Raw genomic sequence first — 22,359 nt, forward strand, 5'->3', positions numbered from 1 at the left:
GATTTAAAAAAATTCAAATCAATAAAAATTATTCACAATTTATCAAAAGAGAAAGGCATTGGAAGTATTCAAAAAATAAACAATAGTGTTTATTTCCAAACAAATAATCATTTTTATAAATATTCTAAAGAACAAGAAGTTTTCTATAAGGATAAAAAAATGACTGCCGTTTTTAAAGATATACCCGTAATAAATTCTCTTTATGAAGATTCAAAAGGAAATCTTTGGTACGTATTTAATGAATCTTTGGGAGAACTAGTTAAATCTCAAGATGGAAATTACAAAAATGTCGTTGCCCCATTTTCAAACTTAACAGGAAACTTAGTAACCAACTATCTTTCGGTTAACACTATTGATCCTCAAAATATTTTTATCGGATTAACAGATGGTCTGGCACATTATGATTCTCAATTAATAAATAACATTGTAACCAAACCAAACGTATTCATTCGAACTTTTACTTTTACGAATGATACCTTGACATTCGGAAATCAGAAGAAAATTTCGGAAAAATATCTAATTCCATATGCTTCAAATCATGTAAAATTCACTTTCTCATCTCCTACTTATGAGAATCTTGAAAATGTAGAATACTCTTATCAATTAGATCCTTTTGATGAAAAATGGAGCAATTGGTCAACAATTTCAGTAAAGGAATATACCAATTTAAGAGAAGGCAATTACAAAATGAGAGTTAAAGTGAGAAATAGTTACGGGATACAATCTGAGGTTGATGTCATCCCTTTTACCATTTCACCACCTTGGTACAGACATATTCTTGCTTATATATTTTATTTTATGCTTGTATTGGTTGCTATTTACTCTATCTCCTATCGCATAAAAATGAAAATTAGAAAAAATAAATATTACGAGACAATCGAACAACGAAGACTTTACTTAGAAAAAGAATCTAAAATAAGGCAAGAACAATATCAATTAGAAAAGGAAATTGAAAAATTAAAAAATGACAAATTACAAATAAAGATTCTCACTAAAGACAAAGAACTAGTTAACAACTCCTTACAAGTAGTAAAAAAGAACAAAATCCTAAACGGGATTATACATAAACTGAAAGAAATTGACATTGAAACATTTGACGAGTCTACTAAATTTCAATTCAACAAACTCAACAAAAGTATCGTTAAAGAAGTAAATACAGATAAGAGCTGGAAAGATTTAGAAAAGCATATAAAGAATGTCCATTTTGAATTCCTGAAACGCTTAAAAGAAAAATATCCTAAAATTTCGCCTAGAGAACTAGATTTAGCAACTTATTTATTGATGAATATGTCGACTAAAGAAATTGCAGAAATCATGAACATCTCAAATGGAGGAGTTGAACTTGCTCGTTATAGATTAAGAAAAAAACTAGAATTGAACAAAAAAGAAAACCTTATAGGATTCTTAATGAGTATTTAAACAAAAAACCATCCGATGATCGGATGGTTTTTTGTTATAGTTTAAAGATGTTTTTTAAATAAAATTTAAAACTCTTTCCAGAGCCATACCTCTAGACCCTTTAATAAGTATTGTTTGCTCATTAAAAGCTATAGTTCCTAAATAAGTAGCAAAAGCATCAAACGAATCAAAGAAATGGAAATTCTCTTTATCAGCTTTATGCTTAAAGAAAGAAGGTCCTATGAAATAACAATTTGTTTTATTTTCATTCAAAAGTGATGTTACAATAAACTTATGTTCATGATCACTTTCTGAACCAAGCTCAAACATATCTCCCAAAATCATGACTTTATTTTGCTTCTCTAATTGAATGAAATTCTCGATTGCAACAGCCATACTACTTGGGTTTGCATTGTATGCATCCAAAATAATTTCGTTGGTTCCCTTTACTAATAATTGCGAACGATTATTCTCGGGTATATAACTCTCTAAAGCCTCTTTTATAGCAGAATCTTCTATCTTAAAATACTTTCCTATTGCCAGTGCTGCACTTATGTTATTAGCATTATACAGTCCAATTAAATGCGAAGTAATAGTTTCATTGCCAAAACCTAAAACCACAAAAGGATTTGCTGTAATGGTGCTTATAACAACATCACCACTAGTATTTTTATATCCGAATGAAAATTTCTTTATCGCACTTGTTTTTTCTACCTGAATAGAATCATCCAGATTAACAAACGCAACTTTATCATGAGCAGAAAGATAAGTATACAATTCACTTTTCCCTTCTATAACTCCCAAAATCCCTCCAAAACCTTCAAGATGTGCTTTTCCAAAGTTCGTCACATATCCAAAATCCGGCTGAGCTAATTCGCATAAAAACTCTATTTCTTTTTTATGATTAGCTCCCATTTCTACAATTCCTATTTCAGTTTCTTTAGTAAACGTCAATAGCGTTAAAGGAACACCAATATGATTGTTTAAATTTCCAACAGTTGCTTTAGTATTGTACTTTTTAGAAAGCACAACATTAATCAGCTCCTTGGTTGTCGTTTTCCCATTACTTCCTGTTAAAGCAATAATAGGCAATTGTAAATAAGCACGATGAAATTTTGCTAATTCTTGTAATGCAATCAAACTGTTTTCAACCAAAATAGTTCTTTGATCAATAAAGTAAGATGCATTATCGATAACTACAAATAACGCTCCTTTTTGCAAAGCCTCTTCTGCGAATGTATTTGCATCAAAATTATCTCCTTTTATAGCAAAAAACATTGAATTTAATTCAATTTTACGAGTATCTGTCGAAACTGACTGGCATTGTAAAAACAAATTATGAATGTGAGCAATATCCATTTTAAAACAGATTTAAAACAATAAAAGCCCTAATCAAAGGGCTTTTATTACTATTATTAAATTTCTTAATTTCTAGGTGATTTTCTTTTTTCAGATTTAGGTCCTACTCTTGACATTGCACATCTGAAACCAATGTAATCAGTTGCCATATCTTGAGGGAAATATCTTCTTTGAGCTGGATCTAACCAATATGCTCTATCTCTCCAAGAACCTCCTTTGTAAACTCTAACATTATCATTTACTAAAGTTGTTCTTTTGCTAGACTTATCATATTTTCTAACCATGTTACCTAAACTATCTGTGGTGACATTATGCTTAGGAGAATTGTACATTGCTTGTTTTGCTTTATCAGCAGCTGTTTGCTCTTCTTCTGAAGCTCCGAAATCATAATATTTAGATGATTGCTTATCTCCATCTCTATAATTGATGTTATCACTTGTAGAGAAGTTTTGTCTCAAATAAGTCTCTTGCTCATCAACAGGAACTTGTGCAATATCTCCAGGGAAATTTCTTGCTACAATTTTACCATTGCTTAAAGTATCATATTTGATAGTTTCTTTAGTAACGATTTCTACTTTACCGTCTTTACCAATTTTATTCTTAGCATACAAGTTACCTCTAAAGTAGTTAAAGTCATTTGCTTCATTATCGATAAGAGGTCTGTAAACATCGGCAACCCATTCGGCTACGTTTCCAGCCATATCATACAATCCAAAATCGTTTGCAGGATATTTTTTTACTTCATTTGTAATATCTGCACCGTCATCAGACCATCCAGCTATACCTCCGTAATCTCCATTACCTTGTTTAAAGTTAGCCAATTGATCACCTCTTGTTGCTCTTTTTCCAGAACGAGTATAATCTCCAGACCAAGGGTATTTCTTTTGTCCTTTATAAATGTTGTATTCTCTTTGTCCAACATCTGCAGCAGCAGCATATTCCCACTCTGCCTCAGTTGGTAATCTATATTCTGGTAAGATAATTCCAGAAGAACGCTGTGCATAAACATTTTTAGGCTCTTCAGCAGCATCTCCTTTTTTAGTTCTTCTTACTTTTTTACCTTCTTTTAAAACAATTTCTTCGTTTCCTCCAAATGTAGATGTAGGAGCGATTAAATATGTTTCAGTATTAAAGTTGCTTTCAGCATTAACATCATCTGTTTTAGCACCTTTTTTAAGGTATCCATTTTTTTCAAGAACTGCTTCGTTTACACGGTTAGTTCTCCATTTACTAAACTCAACTGCTTGAATCCAGTTCACACCTACTACAGGGTAGTTAGCATATGCAGGATGTCTTAAGTAGTTATTGGTCATAGTTTCATTATAACCTAAACGATTTCTCCAAACTAAAGTATCTGGCGAAGCTCCTTCATATATATGTTTGTAATTTTCTTCTGTTGGTGGAAATACTTTTTTCAACCACTCAAGGTATTCTAAGTACATCATGTTAGTCACCTCAGTCTCATCCATATAAAAAGACTGTACGTGTTGTTGCGTTGGAGTATTGTTCCAATCATGCATTACATCATCCTGAACCTTACCCATGGTAAACGTTCCTCCTTCTACAAAAACTAATCCAGGTCCTGCTTGTTGTTTTTTGTTAGAAACATTTTGTGCCGTTCCATTAATACTATTAACGTCCCAACCCGTAGCTCTTGATGCACTCGAACTAGATTTTTTACTACAGCTAGCCATTCCCAGAACCAATGTCATAGATAACATTAACTGTAAGGCCATAATTTTGTTTACTTTCATACTCTTTAGTAGGTAATAATTTAGGTGCTGCAATATAATAATTAAAATTAATTCGCAACATCAATTATAAAACAATTATAAAAATTTCATGTACCTGATTCTTGTAAAATCATCTCACATAACTTGAACGCAAAAATATACTTTTTATTATTTACTATAACACTAAATACTATATTTTTACTTGGTATAATACAACTATATCATTTTTGTTAAAGCGCGCAATGAAAAAGACCTTATTAACCTGTTTTATCTTACTATATATCAGCTCTTTCGCACAGACGAAAGATGATGTTATTATAAATTGGCTCGATAAAAAAGACATGTATTTTGGAGAGTTTAAAGTCAATGCACCCCTGTTTTCGGGTAATAGCTACCACTTAAACTCCGACACAAAGACAATTTTTTACGCTTTAAACCTTACGCAATTCAATTATTCTGAGAACAGCACCGTCCAATTATCTAATATTGTTTACGAAACAATTTCTGAAAATGAACTGGGTGATTTAACATTAAAAAACATCCCAAAAACTATTAATGAAACGTTAAAAATCTCTTCTGCGAGAGGAATCAATCAAGCTTTACTAACCCTGTCACCAATAATCAATAACGGAACAGGATACAAAAGAGTAAAATCTTTTACCTATAATATAATAACCAATTCTCAAAACAATACTACCTCAAGAACATCATTAACCAGAAAGAATACAAACATCACCAATTCTGTTTTATCATCTGGAGATTGGTATCGATTTTACATTGAAAAATCCGGTGTATATAAAATCTCCAAAAGCTTCTTGCAAAATTTAAACTCAGATTTGACAAAAGTCAACCCAAAAAAGATAAAAATATTCGGAAATGGTGGTAGAATGCTCCCTTTATCCAACTCATCTTATTATCCTAATGACTTAACAGAAAATGCAATTCAGATCATTGGCGAAAATGACGGAAGTTTTGATAACGACGACTACATCTTATTCTATGCCGAAGGAGTCGATACTTGGAACGATGAAAGCAGAACCTATAGTAACTTATACGATAACAGATCATATTATTATATAACGACTCAGGGAGGTGACGGAAAAAGAATCACCCAAATGCAACCACCATCAGGAAGCAGTACCATAAACCTCTCAACATTTGATGACCATCAATACCACGAAAAAGACCTGATAAACATAACACATCTTGGTAGAGAATGGTATGGCGAATCTTTTGAAATCGACAACGAACAAGAGTTTGAGTTTAGCTTTCCAAATATCGACACTTCAGTTCCTGTAAAAATACAAGTCAAGACAGCTTCTGCTTCATACACAAACACATCTTTTAAAGTTGCTGCAAACGGACAAGATATAGCTACTACAAATTTTCCCGCAATAACACCCAATTCAGAAATTAAATTTTATACCGACTCATTACCTTCCAACAAAACATTTACAGGGGCCGATAACATTAAAATAAAACTTAACTACAATAATAGTGGTGTTCCCGGATCAAAGGGATATTTAGATCAAATTAAATTAATTGCTAAACGAAAACTACAAGGCTACGGAAAACAATTTCTTTTTCAATACGACTTAGCTAGTTCAAGCATCGGAATTGCCAGTTACGATATCACAAACTCAAGCAGCATTGCTCAAATTTGGGATGTCACTGACATATATAATGTAAGCACTATTGAAAACTCAAATCAAAACACAATAAGTTTTAAAGCACAATTAGGAGAAATAAGAAAATATGTAGCCCTCGATCCTTCCGACTACTACATCCCTTTTAAAGATAACAAAACCAAAATTCCTAACCAGAACTTAAAAGGAACTCTTTTAAAAAACAATCAAGGCGCTTTTCAAGACATTGATTATGTAATTATCGCTCCCTCTTTTTTAATAAATCAAGCCGAAAGACTAGCATCTTTCCACAGATCTCATTCTAACTTAAGCGTAAAAGTAATTTCAACTGAATCTATCTACCAGGAATTCTCATCTGGAAAACAAGATATAGCCGCCATCAGAAACTGCATTAAATACATATATGACAATGCCTCTACTCCTGATAAAAGAATTAAATACGTCAATCTTTTTGGAGATGCTTCTTTCGATTATAAAAACAGAATCAATAATAACGGAAACATTGTACCTATATATTACTCCTTAAGAAGTAATAGTACAGGAGAAGCTTCATTTGCATCTGATGATTTTTATGGATTAATGGATAATGACGAAGGCAATGTAGTTTCTTTTTTTGGAGGAATAGATCTCGCAGTAGGAAGAATGCTTATTAATGACACTAAACAAGCTGACGAAATGGTTAATAAAGTACTAGAATACCATGACATTAAATCTTACGGAAACTGGAAAAATAACTTCGTACTAGTTGCAGATGATTCCGATAAAGCTTCGGATGCTACATTACAAAGCCGACAAAATAAATTAGCCGATGTTATAGGTACCGAAAAACCTTTTTTCAATATTGATAAAATCCTCTTAGATTCCTATACCCAAGAAGCTTCGGCAGGAGGATCAAGATATCCCAAAGCACGAACTGATTTATTTGATGCTTTCGAAAAAGGCGCGCTCGTTTTTAACTATCTAGGACATGGCGGTGAAGATGGATTAGCAGGCGAACGTATTTGGAGCAAAGCTGATGGGCAAAATCTAAACAATCAATACAAGTATCCATTATTTATAACCATAACCTGCGAGTTCTCAAGATTTGATGATCCAACAAGACCTACTGCTGGTGAATATACATATTGGAATCCTAAGGGAGGCGCTATCGCTATGCTTACAACTATAAGATCCATCGGACAATTTAGCGCTGAAAACTTCAATGACATTTTATCAAAAAACTTATTGTCATACGGATCCAACCAATACACAACCATTTCCGAATCATTACGACTATCCAAAAATAGCAACCCAAGCTCTTCTAGCAATGTTATTGTATATATAGGCGATCCAGCTTTAATGCTTGCTATCCCAAAACCAAAAGTAAAACTAACCAAAGTAAACGATGTCGTTATCTCCCAACCAATTGATGATTTAAAATCGCTGTCAAAAATTAAATTATCCGGAGAAATAACAGATGAAAACAATAATTTATTAACAAACTATAATGGTGAATTAACTACTGCGATATTTGATAAATTAATTATATCTTCGACACTCAATAATGATGGCTTTAGTCCCCCAATGCAATTTAACACTTTGGGAGAAACTATTTTTAGAGGAAGTGCATCAGTAACCAATGGTTTATTTGAGTTTAGTTTTGTAGTACCAAGAGACATCCGAATCCCTGTAGGAAACGGAAGAATTAGCTTTTACGCCAAAAAACAACAACTTCTTGAGAACCAAACGGGTTATGATACAACAATAAAAATAGGTGGAATAAACGAAAATGCACCTCAAGACAATAATAGTCCAAAAGTGCAGTTATATATGAACGATGAAACATTTGTATCAGGAGGGGTTACAAATGAATCTCCTTTTTTACTTGCAAATCTTGAAGATGAAAACGGGATAAATACCGCAAGTGGAATAGGACATGACATAGTTGCAATTTTAGACGGAGACGTTAGTAATCCTTATATATTAAACGATTATTATCAAACCAAGTTAGACGATTACACGCATGGAACATTACGTTTTCCATTCCGTAATTTAGCAGTAGGATTGCACACCGTTTCGGTTACAGCATGGGATGTATACAACAACCCCGTTACAACCGAAATTCAATTTATTGTTTCAGGTGATGATTCAATAACATTAACGCATGTTTTAAATTATCCGAATCCGTTCACAACCTATACTGAGTTTTGGTTTTCACACAACAAACCTTATGAACCCTTAGAAGTTCAAGTACAAGTAATGACAATTACTGGAAAGGTTGTTTGGACAAAAAATCAAATTATTACTACCGAAGGTTTTTTATCTCGGGACATAACTTGGAATGGAAGAGACGATTTTGGCGATCGAATTGGCAAAGGTGTTTATATTTATAAACTAACTGTAAAATCGAACACAACAAATAAAAAAGCAGAAAAAATTGAAAAACTTGTCATACTTTAATTAAATATTATATTTGTTTACTATTTTAAAACCTAGATGAAAAAACCTACCCTCATTTTAATTTGCCTTTTTGTCGTTTCATTAGCAAAGGCACAAGAAAGAACTATTACAACTGCAGTACCTTTTTTATTAGTAGCTGCCGACGCTAGAGCAGCAGGTATGGCCGACCAAGGTGTCGCCACATCTGTAGATGCATTCTCTCAACAATGGAATCCCGCAAAATACGCCTTCTCCGAAGACAAACAAGGGTTTTCTGTTAGTTACACTCCGTATCTTACCGATTTGGTAAATGATGTCTCTTTAGGACAAATAACCTATTATAACAAAATAAACGACCGAAATGCATTTGCAGCAAGTTTCCGTTATTTTGGATTTGGTGATATCGAATTAAGAAGAACCGATAGTCCTGATGAGCCAGTAAACATTGTATCGCCTAACGAACTAGCTTTTGACGGTTCTTACTCACTAAAGCTTAGCGAAAAATTCTCGATGGCTGTAGCAGGAAGGTACATACGTTCCAACCTAAAAATAGCTTCTGAAGAAATAGATGCTAAACCTGCAAGTTCATTTGCAGTAGATGTAGCTGGTTTTTATCAATCTGAAGAAATTGCTTATAACAGCTTTAACGGAAGATGGAGAGGTGGTTTTAATATTCAGAATTTAGGACCTAAGATGAAATATGATAGTGATGAACTCAATGCTAACTTCCTACCAGCTAATTTAAAAGTAGGTGGAGGATTTGATTTTATCCTAGACGATTACAACAAACTAGCAGTAGGCGTAGAATTTAGTAAATTATTAGTTCCTACACCTCAAGATCCAGATTTAGATGGCGATGGTACAGTTACTCTGCAAGAAAGAATGCAAAACAATGAAGACTACCGATCAATAGGTTGGGTATCTGGAATTTTCCAATCTTTTGGTGATGCTCCAGGTGGTTTTAGCGAAGAGTTAAAAGAGATTACTTATAGTATTGGTGCCGAATATATGTACCAAGATGCATTTGCATTCCGATTAGGATATTTTCATGAAAGCCCAGAAAAAGGAGCTAGAAAATTCTTTTCTTTAGGAGCAGGTTTCAAGTACAATGTAGTAAAAGTAGATGTTTCGTATTTATTCTCTACTTCAAACGTAAAAAATCCATTAGAAAACACACTTCGTTTCTCACTAACCTTTAACTTTGGCGACAAATACGAAGTATATTAATAAATAAAATTCACAATTATAACAATCCAAATTTCACCTTCGTGAAATTTGGATTTTTTTTCCTAAATACATAATGAAAGAAATATCTATTACAACGCAATTTTCTGTTTTTGAATCTATCGAAGAACTTTCAAAAGACACTCAAGACTTAATGAACGAAGCAATCGCTATTCGCAAAAAAGCATACGCCCCTTATTCTAAATTTAGAGTTGGAGCTGCATTACTTTTAGATAATGGCAAAATTGTTTTAGGTTCTAATCAAGAAAACGCAGCTTATCCATCAGGACTTTGTGCAGAACGAGTAGCAATTTATCATGCAGGAGCAATTTATCCTGATGCCAAAATTTTAAAAATTGCCATTACTGCAGCTTCAGATACGAATCAAACAAAAGCTCCAATCCCTCCTTGTGGATCTTGCAGACAATCAATTGCAGAATATGAAATAAAACAAGAGACCCCTATCGAAATTTATTTCATGGGAGAAATAGGTGTAATTTATCAATCAGCATCCCTAAAAAATTTACTTCCATTCATGTTTGATAAAAAGTTCTTGTAAAAAAAACCAAAAATTAGCTTTTAAATTTTACTTCTTAGTAGGAATGTCTTATTTTTGCATCCCGACCCTTCGGGCGCAAATTTGTGGGAGGAAACTATTTTGCGTTATAGGCAACAATTGATAACAGAAACACTTTAGCAAAAGAAAGAATTCAGATGAAAGAAGTTACAAAAGAGGTATATTTAAAGTGGTATGAAGACATGCTACTTTGGAGAAAGTTTGAAGACAAACTAGCAGCATTGTACATCCAACAGAAAGTAAGAGGTTTTCTTCACCTATACAATGGTCAAGAAGCTGTACTAGCTGGTGCATTGCATGTCATGGATTTGACAAAAGATAAAATGATAACTGCATACAGAAACCACGTACAACCAATTGGTATGGGTGTGGACCCAAAACGTGTAATGGCTGAACTTTTAGGAAAAGCAACAGGAACATCTAAAGGAATGGGTGGATCTATGCACATTTTCTCAAAAGAACACCGTTTTTACGGAGGTCACGGAATTGTAGGTGGACAAATTCCTGTAGGAGCTGGTTTAGCTTTTGCAGATAAATATTTTGAAACAGGTGGTGTAACTATGACCTATTTTGGTGATGGTGCAGCAAGACAAGGTTCTTTACACGAAGCCTTTAATATGGCTATGTTATGGAAACTTCCAGTTGTATTTATTGTTGAAAACAATGGATATGCAATGGGAACTTCTGTAGAGAGAACCGCAAATCATACTGATATCTGGAAACTTGGTTTAGGTTACGAAATGCCTTGTGGACCAGTTGACGGAATGAATCCAGTGAAAGTTGCTGAAGCTATGTACGAAGCTGTTGAAAGAGCTCGTCGTGGTGATGGTCCAACATTCCTAGAAATGAAAACATACCGTTACAGAGGACACTCAATGTCTGATGCACAATTATATCGTTCTAAAGAAGAAGTAGAAGAATACAAAAAGATTGACCCAATTACACAAGTTCTTGATGTAATAAAAGATCAAAAATTTGCTACTGAAGAAGAAATTGAAGAAATTGACCAAAGAGTAAAAGACTTGGTTGAAGAGTGTGTGAAATTTGCTGAAGAATCTCCATATCCGGAATTACAACAACTTTACGATGTAGTATACGCACAAGAAGACTATCCATTTACACCTCATAAACTATAAATCATGGCGATAAAAGTAACAATGCCTCGTTTGAGCGATACTATGACGGAAGGAACGGTAGCAACTTGGCTTAAAAAAGTAGGAGACAAAATTAGCGAAGGAGATATCCTTGCTGAAATTGAAACTGACAAAGCAACAATGGAATTTGAGTCTTTCAATGAAGGAACTCTTTTATATATAGGAATACCTGCTGGAGAAACTGCTCCAGTAGATTCATTATTAGCAATTATAGGAAACGAAGGCGAAGATGTTACAGCATTAATCGCTGGAGGAGACGCTCCTGCTGCAGCTCCGAAAGCTGAAGCTGCAACTCCAGAAGCAAAAACAGAAGCACCTGCTCCAGCAAAAGCTGCAACTGAATTGCCAAAAGGTGTTGTTGTAGTAACTATGCCTAGATTAAGTGATACTATGACTGAAGGTACAGTTGCAACTTGGCTTAAAAAAGTTGGTGATGCTGTTGCTGAAGGTGATATTCTTGCTGAAATCGAAACTGACAAAGCAACAATGGAATTTGAGTCTTTCAACGAAGGAACATTATTATACATTGGTATTCAAGAAGGAAACACAGCTCCTGTTGATAGTTTATTAGCTATCATCGGACCTGCTGGAACTGATATTTCTGGTATTGCCGAAAACTATACTGCTGGTGGTGCTCCTGCAAAAGCAACAGAAGAAACTAAAGCAGCTCCTGCGCAAGAAACAGCAGAAACTGTTGAAGTAGTTAGCGACGGAAAAAGAATTTTAGCTTCACCTTTAGCAAAGAAAATTGCTTCAGATAAAGGAATCCAATTATCTCAAGTAAAAGGATCTGGTGAAAACGGACGTATCGTAAAAAGCGATATCGAAAACTTTACACCTGCTGCCGCTGCAACAGCTACACAACCAGCTGCAACTGCACCTGCTGCTAAAACTCCTGAAGTTACTGCTACTGCACCAAAAGTTTTTGTTCCTGCTGGTGAAGTTTTCACAGAAGAGATCAAAAACTCGCAAATGCGAAAAATCATTGCTAAACGTTTAGCAGAATCATTGTTTACAGCTCCTCACTATAACTTAGTGATTGAAGTAAGCATGGACGAAGCAATGACATCTAGAGCTACAATAAATAGCGTTCCAGATACAAAAGTATCTTTTAACGATATGATAATCAAAGCTTGTGCTTTGGCATTGAAAAAACACCCAAAAATTAATTCACAGTGGAAAGAAGATGCTATCATCATCAACCACCATGTAAATATTGGTGTTGCTGTAGCAGTTGAAGACGGATTAGTAGTTCCTGTATTGAAATTTACAGATGCTATGAGTTTATCTCAAATTGGCGCTAGCGTGAGAGATCTTGCTGGAAGAGCTAAAAACAAAAAACTTGGACCACAAGAAATGGAAGGAAGTACTTTTACAGTATCTAACCTTGGAATGTTTGGTATTACTGAATTTAATTCTATCATAAACCAACCAAACTCTGCCATCCTTTCTGTAGGTGCAATTGTAGAGAAACCAGTAGTTAAAAACGGTCAGATTGTAGTAGGAAACACAATGATGTTATCATTAGCGTGTGACCACAGAACAATTGACGGTGCAACTGGAGCTCAATTTTTACAAACATTAAAACAATACATCGAAAGCCCAGTTACAATGTTGGCATAATTTTAATGTCAGCCTGAGCATCCCAATCCCGAAACTTCGGGACGGAAGATGGTTATTTATAATAAAATCCCGTTTTGTTTATTCAAAACGGGATTTTTTGTTTAATTTTCCTCCACTAATTCAATTCTTCATAAAATGAAAAAACTAATCCTTGCCACTTTATTCCTGACCGTAATTGCCTGTCAGAAAAAGGAACAAACAGAAAAAGTAGCTGTTGTTACAGATGAACACAGTTATTCTAAACCTGAACTTGCTGTTGTAAAACACTTAGATCTTGACATTAAAGTTGATTTTGAGACACAATCCATTACAGGAAAAGCATCTTGGGAAATCGACAATGTTAGCAAAGGCAACGAGATTATCTTTGACGAAAACACCCTTAACATCACTAAAGTAACTCTAGGTGATGATGAAAAAGAAACCAAATTTAAGCTAGGCAAAGAAGTTGAATTCCACGGAAAACCTCTTCATATTACAATTGAACCAAATACAACCAAAGTAAATATTTACTACAGCACAAGCAAAGATGCTGTAGCTTTACAATGGTTAACCCCAGCACAAACGGCAGACAAAAAGAAGCCTTTCCTTTTCTCTCAAGGAGAAAGTGTTTGGTCTCGTACCTGGATTCCGTGTCAAGACTCTCCATCAATTCGATTTACTTATAATGCAAAAGTTACTGTTCCTAAAGACTTAATGGCAGTAATGAGCGCTGTTAACCCACAAAAGAAAAACGATACTGGAGTTTATACTTTTAAACAAGACAAAGCAATACCATCTTATTTAATGGCAATTGCAGTTGGAGACATCGAATTTCAATCAATCGATGATAGAACAGGTGTTTACGCAGAACCATCAATGCTAAAAAAATCAGCTTGGGAATTTGCTGAGCTTGGAAAAATGGTAGTTGCTGCCGAAAAACTTTACGGCCCTTACCGTTGGGGACGTTATGATGTATTAGTTTTACCACCAAGTTTCCCTTATGGCGGAATGGAAAATCCTAATTTAACTTTCCTAACTCCTGGTGTCATTGCTGGAGACCGTTCATTAACCAGCTTATTAGCGCATGAATTAGGACATAGCTGGAGCGGAAACTTAGTAACCAATGCAACATGGGATGATATTTGGTTAAACGAAGGTTTCACCACTTATGTAGAACATAGAATTGGCGAAGCAATCTTTGGTGAAAAAGAATTTGAAATGCAAAACGTTATCATCCGCAAAGAATTAGTTGATAATGTAGCTGAATATGGAGATACAAATCCCGATACAAGATTAAAAGTAAGCCTTACAGGAAGAAATCCTGATGACGGAATCAGCATGATTCCTTATGTAAAAGGATATGCTTTTTTAAGAGTTATTGAAAATGCCGTTGGACGTGAAAAATTTGACGTTTTCATTAAAAACTATTTTGATGCACATGCTTTTAAATCTATTACAACAGATGATTTCATTAAATACTACAATGAAAACCTTATAAAAGGAGACAAAGCACTTGCTGATAAAATAAAAGCCGAAGATTGGATTTACAAACCTGGAATTCCATCAAATATTACTCCAGTAAGTTCTGCTGATTTTGATGCAATTGATAAAATCCAAAAAAGCTGGAGAGAAACTGGAGTTAAAGGATTAAGTGAAAAAATTACAACAACTGCAGAAAAACAGCATTTTATAGATAATCTACCAACAGACATCACTGCAAAAGAAATGGAAGCACTTGATGGTGAATTCAACTTTACAAAAGGCGGTAATTTCGTTATCAAACGTCAATGGTTTATTCCATCGATTCGCTATAAATACACGGCTGCTAATCCTGCGATTGAACAATTTTTGATTTCAAGCAGCAGAACCGGATCGGTAATGATGCTTTATAAAGAAATGGCAAAAACTCCGGAAGGAAAAGTTTGGGCAAAACAAATTTTTGACAAAGCTAAATCTGGTTATCACGCAACAACCGCTCAAGCTGTTGAAGGTGTTTTAAAATAGTATTCAGTTTCAGTTTACAGTCGCAGTCACAGTTTTCAGCTTACAATCTGACCGAAGACTGCGACTGAAAACTGCAAAGCAAAAAATCCCCAGTTACACCTTGTAATCGGGGATTTTTTTATTCTTATTTGTCATTCCTGACCTAATAAACGAAAAACATTCTTATGAAAACAATTCCCCTAGCCCCGATAGAAGTGGAAATCCTTTTGTTTTTTTCTTTAAAAAGCAAAAGATTGTAACGAATAGCGGGATTAGCTCCTAAAAAAACACCTCAGGGAAAATTGTCCATCACATAGCGTAAATCCTCCATGTTCTAAAATCTGTAATCGTAGCACCTTTGTAATGTCTAAAGACAACAACAAATAAATAACATAAAAATTAAATAAGATGACACGATTAAGAGCATTAAACCCAGAAGAAGTAACAGGAAAAACTAAAGATTTATTCAACGCTGTACAGGCAAAGTTAGGAGTTGTTCCGAATATGATGAGAACAATGGGAAATTCTCCAGCAGTTCTTGAAGGATATTTAAATTTAAGCGGCGCGCTAAGCCACGGAAAATTAGGCACAAAAACAGGAGAATTAATCGCCTTAGCAGTTTCAGAAAGTAATTCATGTGATTACTGCTTAGCAGCCCATACCTTTATTGGAGAAAAACTGGTAAAAGCGGATCCAGCTGTTTTGCAAGCAGCAAGAACAGGAAACTCAACCGATGCTAAAATCGAAGCCGTTTTACAATTTGCTAAAACATTAATCAGCAAAAATGGCTTAGTAAATGACGAAGATGTAAACAAAGCAAAAAATGCAGGTGTTACTGATGCCGAAATTGCTGAAACAGTTGGACATGTAGCTTTAAATGTTTTAACAAACTACTTTAACAATACTGCAAATACAGAAATTGATTTTCCAGCAATATCAAGTTTAAATTAATAAAACCAATTCAAGTAAAAACACTTTATAAAGATAGTTGTGAATTATTTTCATGACTATCTTTATATTTTCAAAACAAAAGAAATCATGAGTACTCAGAATGTTTTCACTTTAATTAATCCGCAAAATGGTAATTTAGCTTTTAAGTTACTCCCTTTTGATAACAATAGTCATTTTGACCATTTGCAACGCAATAATTATTTCTCATTAATATGGGTAACCAAAGGAAAAGGGAAAGTAAAAGCTGATTTTGCCGAACATCATTTTGAAGAAAATTCACTCCTTGCCTTTTCTCCTTATCAACCTTTTATGCTCTGCGTGAGTGAACCAATTGAAGGAATCGCAATTCATTTTCATCCAGATTTCTATTGTATTCACATGCACCAAAAAGAAGTTTCTTGTAATGGTATTTTATTCAACAATGTTTATCAACCACCTTTTACAATAATTACAGAACAGGCTGCAGCAACTTTTACAATGGTTTTAGAACAAATGAAAACCGAAATTCAAAATGCTGAATTGGCACAATATGAATTATTGATTTCCTATTTAAAAATATTTTTAATTACTGCTTCCCGATTAAAAAATGAACAATTAGAAAAAATGAAATCAGTTCCTAACTCTAAAGAACCATTTATTCTTCAGAATCTGAAAGATGCCATTGAACTAAATTTTAAAACTAAACATTCAGCAGGAAATTATGCCGAATTACTGAATATCTCCCCAAAAGCTCTGGCAAAATTATCTAAGACTTACTTCAATAAAACATTAACTGATTTAATTGCCGAAAGAATAATAATCGAAGCCAAAAGGGAATTGTACATGACCAACAAAACAGTCAAAGAAATTGCATATGAATTAGGTTATGAAGACGAACATTACTTTAGTCGATTTTTTAAAACCAATGCTGATGTTTCGCCTCAAATTTATAGAGAAACAGTAGGTTTTGGAAAAATGGAGGCTTAATTTTTATTTTTTGCCTCAATCCATTTAGACATATATTTTGTACTTCTCATAGTATGAAATTGCAACATACTCCCTATAAAATTATTATTACGATGTGATTGCAAATTAGATTGCAAATAGAAAATCATTTCCATAAAATTCGTTGCAAAATTATCTTTCAAATAACGAGTATTAATAATTTCAACTCCTTTAATTTGAGCCTCGTTCCAAAGATTCTTATTTTGATATAATTCGACAGCTGCTTTAATAAAACCTTCAGCATCATCAACAATAAAACCATTCCAAGGCAAATCACCATTCATCGCTTCCGCTCCTATTGTTGTGGTTACACTTGGTGTTCCGCATTGCATTGCTTCAACCAGTTTCCCTTTTAGACCTGCACCAAAACGTATTGGTGCCAATACTATTCGTGATTTCTGCACTACTTCCTGAGCATCAACAGCTCGCCCCATAATATAAAAACCAGATTTAGGATGATGCAATTGTAAAACTTTTTGTGAAGGGTAAGCTCCATATATATTTAAAACAGTATCTGGTAATTGTTTTTTTATCAAAGGCCAAATTACTTCTTTCAGATATTGAACGGTGTTCCAATTAGGTTCATGCAAAAAATTACCGATAAAAATAAAATCAGTCCTTTCTTCAAAAGAAGGTAATTCTTTTAATACACCTTCAGAAATTGGATTTAATAAAAAAGGCAAATAATATAATAAAGTAGTATCAATTTTAAATACTGATTCTAATAACTCCATCTCAAACTCAGAAATCATCAAAGACAAATCACAACGCAAAATACTCGCTATTTCCCTCTTTGCTACTTCTTCTGAAAATAAATCGCTAACTATAAATTTTCTATTTTCTTTGAATGCTTTTTGACGAGCTTGGCGCAAACAGTGCAAATCCTCAGTATCTAAAATACGTAATGCATTAGGGCAATTTTCAGCCACACGCCAACCAAACTGCTCTTCAATCATAAACCGATCAAACAAAACAATAGATGGATTCAGTTCTTTTATAAAATCGTCAAAACTAGAACAATTTAAAACAATCGATTTCTTTTCGATTCCTAATGCCCGCAAATCTATCATAAAGTCACTATCCAAAGCTGGGCTAGCAAATGTGATTTCAAATCCTTGTTCTTGAAAAATTGAAATCAATTGCATCATTCTCTCCCCTGCAGCCGATGAATTAGGCTCAGGCCATACAAAACCAATTATTAAAAGCTTTTTAAGCTCACTCATATCCTATTTTATTTCTACTACAAAATAATACTATTTAAGCGGCAATATCATCATTAAACCCAAAAATCGGGAATAAAACACTAATTTTGTAGGTTATAAATCAAATATCATGTTAGGATTAAAATTAGCTACAGACCCACGTTGGGTAAACATAGTCGAATCGAATATCGAAGAAATTCTTACCGACCATGCGTGGTGTGAGCAAAAAGCGGCTTCAAACGCAATTAGTTTAGTAACATACAATTCAGAATTAGAGGAATTAGTAACCGAAATGCTAATTATTGCCAGAGAAGAGTTAGAGCATTTACAAATGGTACATGACATTATCAAGAAAAGAGGTTTGACACTTGGTCGCGAAAGAAAAGACCATTATGTAAATGAGCTTTTTAAATTCATGAAAAAAGATGGCAGTAGAAAAGATGCCCTTTGTGACCGCCTATTATTTTCGGCTATGATTGAAGCTAGAAGTTGTGAACGTTTTAAAGTCCTTTCTGAAAACATAAAAGACCAAGAATTGGCAACATTTTATCGTGATTTAATGATTTCGGAAGCAGGACATTATACTACTTTTTTAGGATTTGCCCGAAAATATACAGATAATATAGACATTGATAAACGTTGGAAAGAATGGATTGAATATGAAGGTTCTATCATTACCAATTATGGAAAAAGCGAAACTGTACACGGATAAAACTAACTAATAATCATACTTATGGCAAAAGGGAATATAAAATCCATTTTATATAGAATAGTAAAATATATTGGAATAGTGCTAGTCGTTATTTTAGCGCTACTTTTTATAACGCCTTATGTTTTTTCGGATAAAATAAAAGAAGAGATAAAGAAAACAGCAAATAAAAAACTTAATGCCGAATTAAATTATTCTGATGCTAATATCTCCTTCTTTCATCATTTTCCATCATTAACTTTAACTTTAAATGATTTAAAACTAAATGGATCTGCTCCATTCGAGAAAGAGAATTTTGTTACGGCAAAAGAGGTTTCCTTTGGAATAAATATTAGCAGTTTAATATTTGGCAAAACGGTAAGTATCGATCAAATTTACTTATCAGATTCATTTATCAATGTAAAAGTTAATAAAAATGGTGAAGCAAATTATAACGTTTACAAATCGTCATCAGTCGAAGCTGAAAAAGCAACAGACAGCAGCGATACTTCTTTAAAGTTAGAAAAAATTGAAATCTTAAATAGCAAAATTATTTATGATGATAAGTCAACCAATGTACATCTAGATGTTTTTGGTTTTAATTATTCTGGAAAAGGAGATTTAAGCAAAGATATTTTCGATTTATATTCAAAAGCTAAAATCGAAAAACTTAACATCTTATATGAGAATGAACCGTACTTAATGAATAAAAAGGTTGACGCCGATTTAATCACTAAAGTAAATGTAAACTCTTTATCATTCTTTTTCGAACAAAATAACTTAAAAATAAACCAGTTAATCGTTGATTTTAAAGGGAAATTTGACTTCTTAAAAGACGGTTATAATATCGATTTTGTAATAAAATCGAATAATAGCCAATTACATGATGTATTTACAGCATTTCCTCCAAAATTTATCACTTGGTTATCAAAAACTGATTTAAAAGGAAACACCAATTTATTGCTTACGCTAAAAGGAAAATACATTGCTTCTCAAAATATAGCGCCAGATTTAAACTTAGATTTAAAAATAAATGATGGATATGTAAACTATAATAAAAGTTCATTCCCTATTTCAAATTTGAATCTGGATATAAATACAAAACTACCTTCATTAAATCCAGATCTATTAATTGTTGACGGAAAGAATTTAGCTTTGAATATTAATAAAGATTATTTAAAATCTAAATTCTATGTAAAAGGAGTTGACACTCCAGACTTGAATATAGATTTAAGCAGTCAGATAGATTTAGAGAAACTAACTCAGGCATTTGGAATACCTGATATTGAGTTAAAAGGAAATCTTATTGGAGATATTAAAGCAAAAGGGATTTTTGATTTAAAAAACAAACTCTTTCCCGTAACTTCTGGAACTATTAATTTCAAAAATGGATATTTAAAAACAAAATATTATCCAAACCCAATAACAGACATAACAATTGTTTCTGAGATTAAAAATCAGAAAGGAACTTTTGATGATTTAAAAGTAAAATTATCACCTGCACAAATAACATTTGAGGGGAAACCTTTTTATATAGATGCTGACTTATATAATTTTAATGATCTTACTTATGATGTGAAAGCCAAAGGAGAACTAGACATAAGCAAAATATATAGAGTATTTTCTCAAAAAGGGTTAGATTTAGATGGTTCAATTAAAGCTGATTTAGTTTTAAAAGGCAAACAAAGTGATGCCGAAAAAGGAAATTATAGTAAACTCCATAATAAAGGAACGCTAGAAATTAAAAACATCGGAATAGTTTCTGAATACCTTCCTAAAAAGTTCATTATTAAAGAAGGTATTTTTAAAATAAACCAAGACAAAATGTTCTTCAAAAACTTTTTGTCAACATACGGTCAATCAGATTTTAAAATGAATGGTTATTTACAAAATGTCATCAATTTTGCAACAACCAAAACGGGTGTTTTAAAAGGTTCTTTTGTCATAAATTCAAGATACATCAATGCTGATGAATTTATGTCGACAACTACTATTGAAACAAATAGTACGGCAACAACATCTAATACAAGTTCTGAAACTCCAAAAACTGAAGTAGTACAAACTGGTGTAATTATAATTCCAAAGAATTTTAATTTACAATTTCAGGCAAATGCACAGAAGGTAAACTTTAATAAACTTACTTTAAATAATGCCAAAGGAAATCTCAAGATGAACAAAGGTATTCTTACCATGCAGAATACAGGTTTTAATTTAATAGGTTGTGAAGTTGCTATGGACGCAACATACCAAGCTCTAACAATGAAAAAAGCTTTATTCGACTATACTATTAAAGCAACAGATTTTGACGTTAAAAAAGCTTATAATGAAATTGAGATATTTAGAAAAATGGCTAGTGCAGCTGAAAAAGCACAAGGAACAGTTTCTTTAGATTATAAATTAAAAGGAAGGCTTAATGCCAATATGGAACCAGTTTATCCATCATTAGTTGGTGAAGGAGTTGTCTCTGTAAAAGACATAAAATTGTATGGCATGAAAATGTTTAATGCTGTAAGTAAAACAACGAGTCATGAGGGAATAAAAAATCCTGAAATTTCAAAAGTAGATATCAAGAGTAGTATTAAAAACAATATAATTACTCTGGAACGATTCAAATTTAAATTTGCAGGTTTTAGACCAAGAATAGAAGGAACAACTAGTTTAGATGGGAAATTAAACATAAAAATGAGGCTAGGCTTACCTCCATTAGGAATTTTAGGAGTTCCGTTAATAATAACAGGAAACAAAGACAATCCTAAAATAAAAATTGGACGAAAATCAGATGATTTAGAAGAAACTCAAGATACCGAAGATTAATCTAAACTTTATCAATGTTACCAAACCTGCTCAATCGAGCAGGTTTTTTTATGCCTGGACACAAAATAACACTTCATTATATACATTTTAAAAACACTTTTATCACTTAGACCTGTTAGATGTTATTCACAAACGATTCCGCTCCATAAACGCGCTAAAATTATACCGCGAAGCTTCACAAAGTTTATACAGAGTATCACAAAGATTTTTATTTATAAAAAGCTTAAGATAGTTTATTGCGAAGGTGCTAGACACTAAGCTCTTTTAGCATAAACAATACTTCAGGTTTTAACCGCAAAGTAAGGAAAGAGAAAAAACACAAAGGTTAACAAAGCTATTGATTAAACTTTACGAACCTTTGCGCTTATTTTGCTATTAAAACAACCACAGCCTTGTCACCCTGAGGAACGAAGGATCTCCACAAGACACTAACACAAAGCTTTTTTAGATTGTCAAGCTACTAATTGATCCATTTTAACCGCAGAGGAAGGAAAGAGAAAAAACACAAAGGTTCGCAAAGCTATTGATTAAACTTTGCGAACCTTTGTGTCTTCTTTTGCGAAACTTTGCGAAACAACAATAACCACCTTAAGGTCGTTGTTACTTGAGGTAACTTTTTTAATTAA

Annotated in this window: 14 protein-coding genes; 11 read left to right on the forward strand and 3 right to left on the reverse strand. The window is 33.2% G+C overall.

Annotated features, from left to right (window positions below):
- On the forward strand, positions 1-1,419 hold a 1,419-nt coding region (locus B8T70_RS17315; RefSeq protein ID WP_242667513.1), incomplete at its 5' end, for a triple tyrosine motif-containing protein.
- A 54-nt stretch (positions 1,420-1,473) separates the two neighbouring features.
- Here B8T70_RS17315 and murF read toward each other — a convergent pair.
- On the reverse strand, positions 1,474-2,757 hold the full coding sequence (gene murF / locus B8T70_RS17320) for a UDP-N-acetylmuramoyl-tripeptide--D-alanyl-D-alanine ligase (RefSeq protein ID WP_039120163.1): 1,284 nt from the start codon (positions 2,755-2,757) through the stop codon (positions 1,474-1,476).
- Positions 2,758-2,822: 65 nt separating this feature from the next.
- Positions 2,823-4,511 (reverse strand): gliding motility lipoprotein GldJ, encoded by a 1,689-nt coding sequence (gene gldJ, locus B8T70_RS17325; protein WP_039111810.1) that lies wholly within the window; start codon positions 4,509-4,511, stop codon positions 2,823-2,825.
- Positions 4,512-4,732: 221 nt separating this feature from the next.
- Between gldJ and porU the strand changes: the two genes are divergently transcribed.
- From porU to B8T70_RS17365, 8 genes are all read left to right on the forward strand, one after another.
- Positions 4,733-8,575, forward strand: coding sequence for a type IX secretion system sortase PorU (gene porU / locus B8T70_RS17330; RefSeq protein ID WP_086895633.1), 3,843 nt, complete (start codon positions 4,733-4,735; stop codon positions 8,573-8,575).
- 36 nt (positions 8,576-8,611) lie between these two features.
- Positions 8,612-9,781 carry a type IX secretion system outer membrane channel protein PorV gene (gene porV, locus B8T70_RS17335; RefSeq protein WP_086895634.1) on the forward strand — a complete coding sequence of 390 codons (1,170 nt, stop codon included), beginning with the start codon at positions 8,612-8,614 and terminating at the stop codon, positions 9,779-9,781.
- 73 nt (positions 9,782-9,854) lie between these two features.
- On the forward strand, positions 9,855-10,337 hold the full coding sequence (gene cdd, locus B8T70_RS17340) for a cytidine deaminase (RefSeq protein ID WP_086895635.1): 483 nt from the start codon (positions 9,855-9,857) through the stop codon (positions 10,335-10,337).
- Between the two features lie 155 nt (positions 10,338-10,492).
- Positions 10,493-11,491, forward strand: a complete 999-nt coding sequence (gene pdhA, locus B8T70_RS17345) for a pyruvate dehydrogenase (acetyl-transferring) E1 component subunit alpha (RefSeq protein ID WP_035623790.1) — start codon at positions 10,493-10,495, stop codon at positions 11,489-11,491.
- A 3-nt stretch (positions 11,492-11,494) separates the two neighbouring features.
- Positions 11,495-13,132: a pyruvate dehydrogenase complex dihydrolipoamide acetyltransferase gene (locus B8T70_RS17350; RefSeq protein WP_086895636.1), complete on the forward strand. Its 1,638-nt coding sequence runs from the start codon at positions 11,495-11,497 to the stop codon at positions 13,130-13,132.
- Between the two features lie 135 nt (positions 13,133-13,267).
- Positions 13,268-15,115 (forward strand): hydrolase/aminopeptidase, encoded by a 1,848-nt coding sequence (locus B8T70_RS17355; protein WP_086895637.1) that lies wholly within the window; start codon positions 13,268-13,270, stop codon positions 15,113-15,115.
- A 387-nt stretch (positions 15,116-15,502) separates the two neighbouring features.
- Complete coding sequence (locus B8T70_RS17360) at positions 15,503-16,045, forward strand: carboxymuconolactone decarboxylase family protein (protein ID WP_086895638.1); 543 nt, start codon at positions 15,503-15,505, stop codon at positions 16,043-16,045.
- A gap of 87 nt (positions 16,046-16,132) precedes the next feature.
- Positions 16,133-17,011: a helix-turn-helix domain-containing protein gene (locus B8T70_RS17365; RefSeq protein ID WP_086895639.1), complete on the forward strand. Its 879-nt coding sequence runs from the start codon at positions 16,133-16,135 to the stop codon at positions 17,009-17,011.
- On the opposite strand, the gene B8T70_RS17370 is transcribed toward B8T70_RS17365, so the two are convergent.
- Complete coding sequence (locus B8T70_RS17370; RefSeq protein WP_086895640.1) at positions 17,008-18,252, reverse strand: glycosyltransferase family 4 protein; 1,245 nt, start codon at positions 18,250-18,252, stop codon at positions 17,008-17,010. The two genes, B8T70_RS17365 and B8T70_RS17370, sit on opposite strands and share 4 nt — an antisense overlap.
- Before the next feature lie 109 nt (positions 18,253-18,361).
- Here B8T70_RS17370 and B8T70_RS17375 point away from each other — a divergent pair, with 109 nt between their 5' ends.
- Complete coding sequence (locus B8T70_RS17375; RefSeq protein ID WP_039111801.1) at positions 18,362-18,943, forward strand: tRNA-(ms[2]io[6]A)-hydroxylase; 582 nt, start codon at positions 18,362-18,364, stop codon at positions 18,941-18,943.
- 21 nt (positions 18,944-18,964) lie between these two features.
- Positions 18,965-21,733 (forward strand): AsmA-like C-terminal region-containing protein, encoded by a 2,769-nt coding sequence (locus B8T70_RS17380; RefSeq protein WP_086895641.1) that lies wholly within the window; start codon positions 18,965-18,967, stop codon positions 21,731-21,733.
- Positions 21,734-22,359: the final 626 nt, after the last annotated feature.

Origin of the sequence: Flavobacterium sp. AJR, from assembly GCF_002156885.1 — a bacterium.
In the GTDB taxonomy this organism is placed as follows: Bacteria; Bacteroidota; Bacteroidia; order Flavobacteriales; family Flavobacteriaceae; genus Flavobacterium.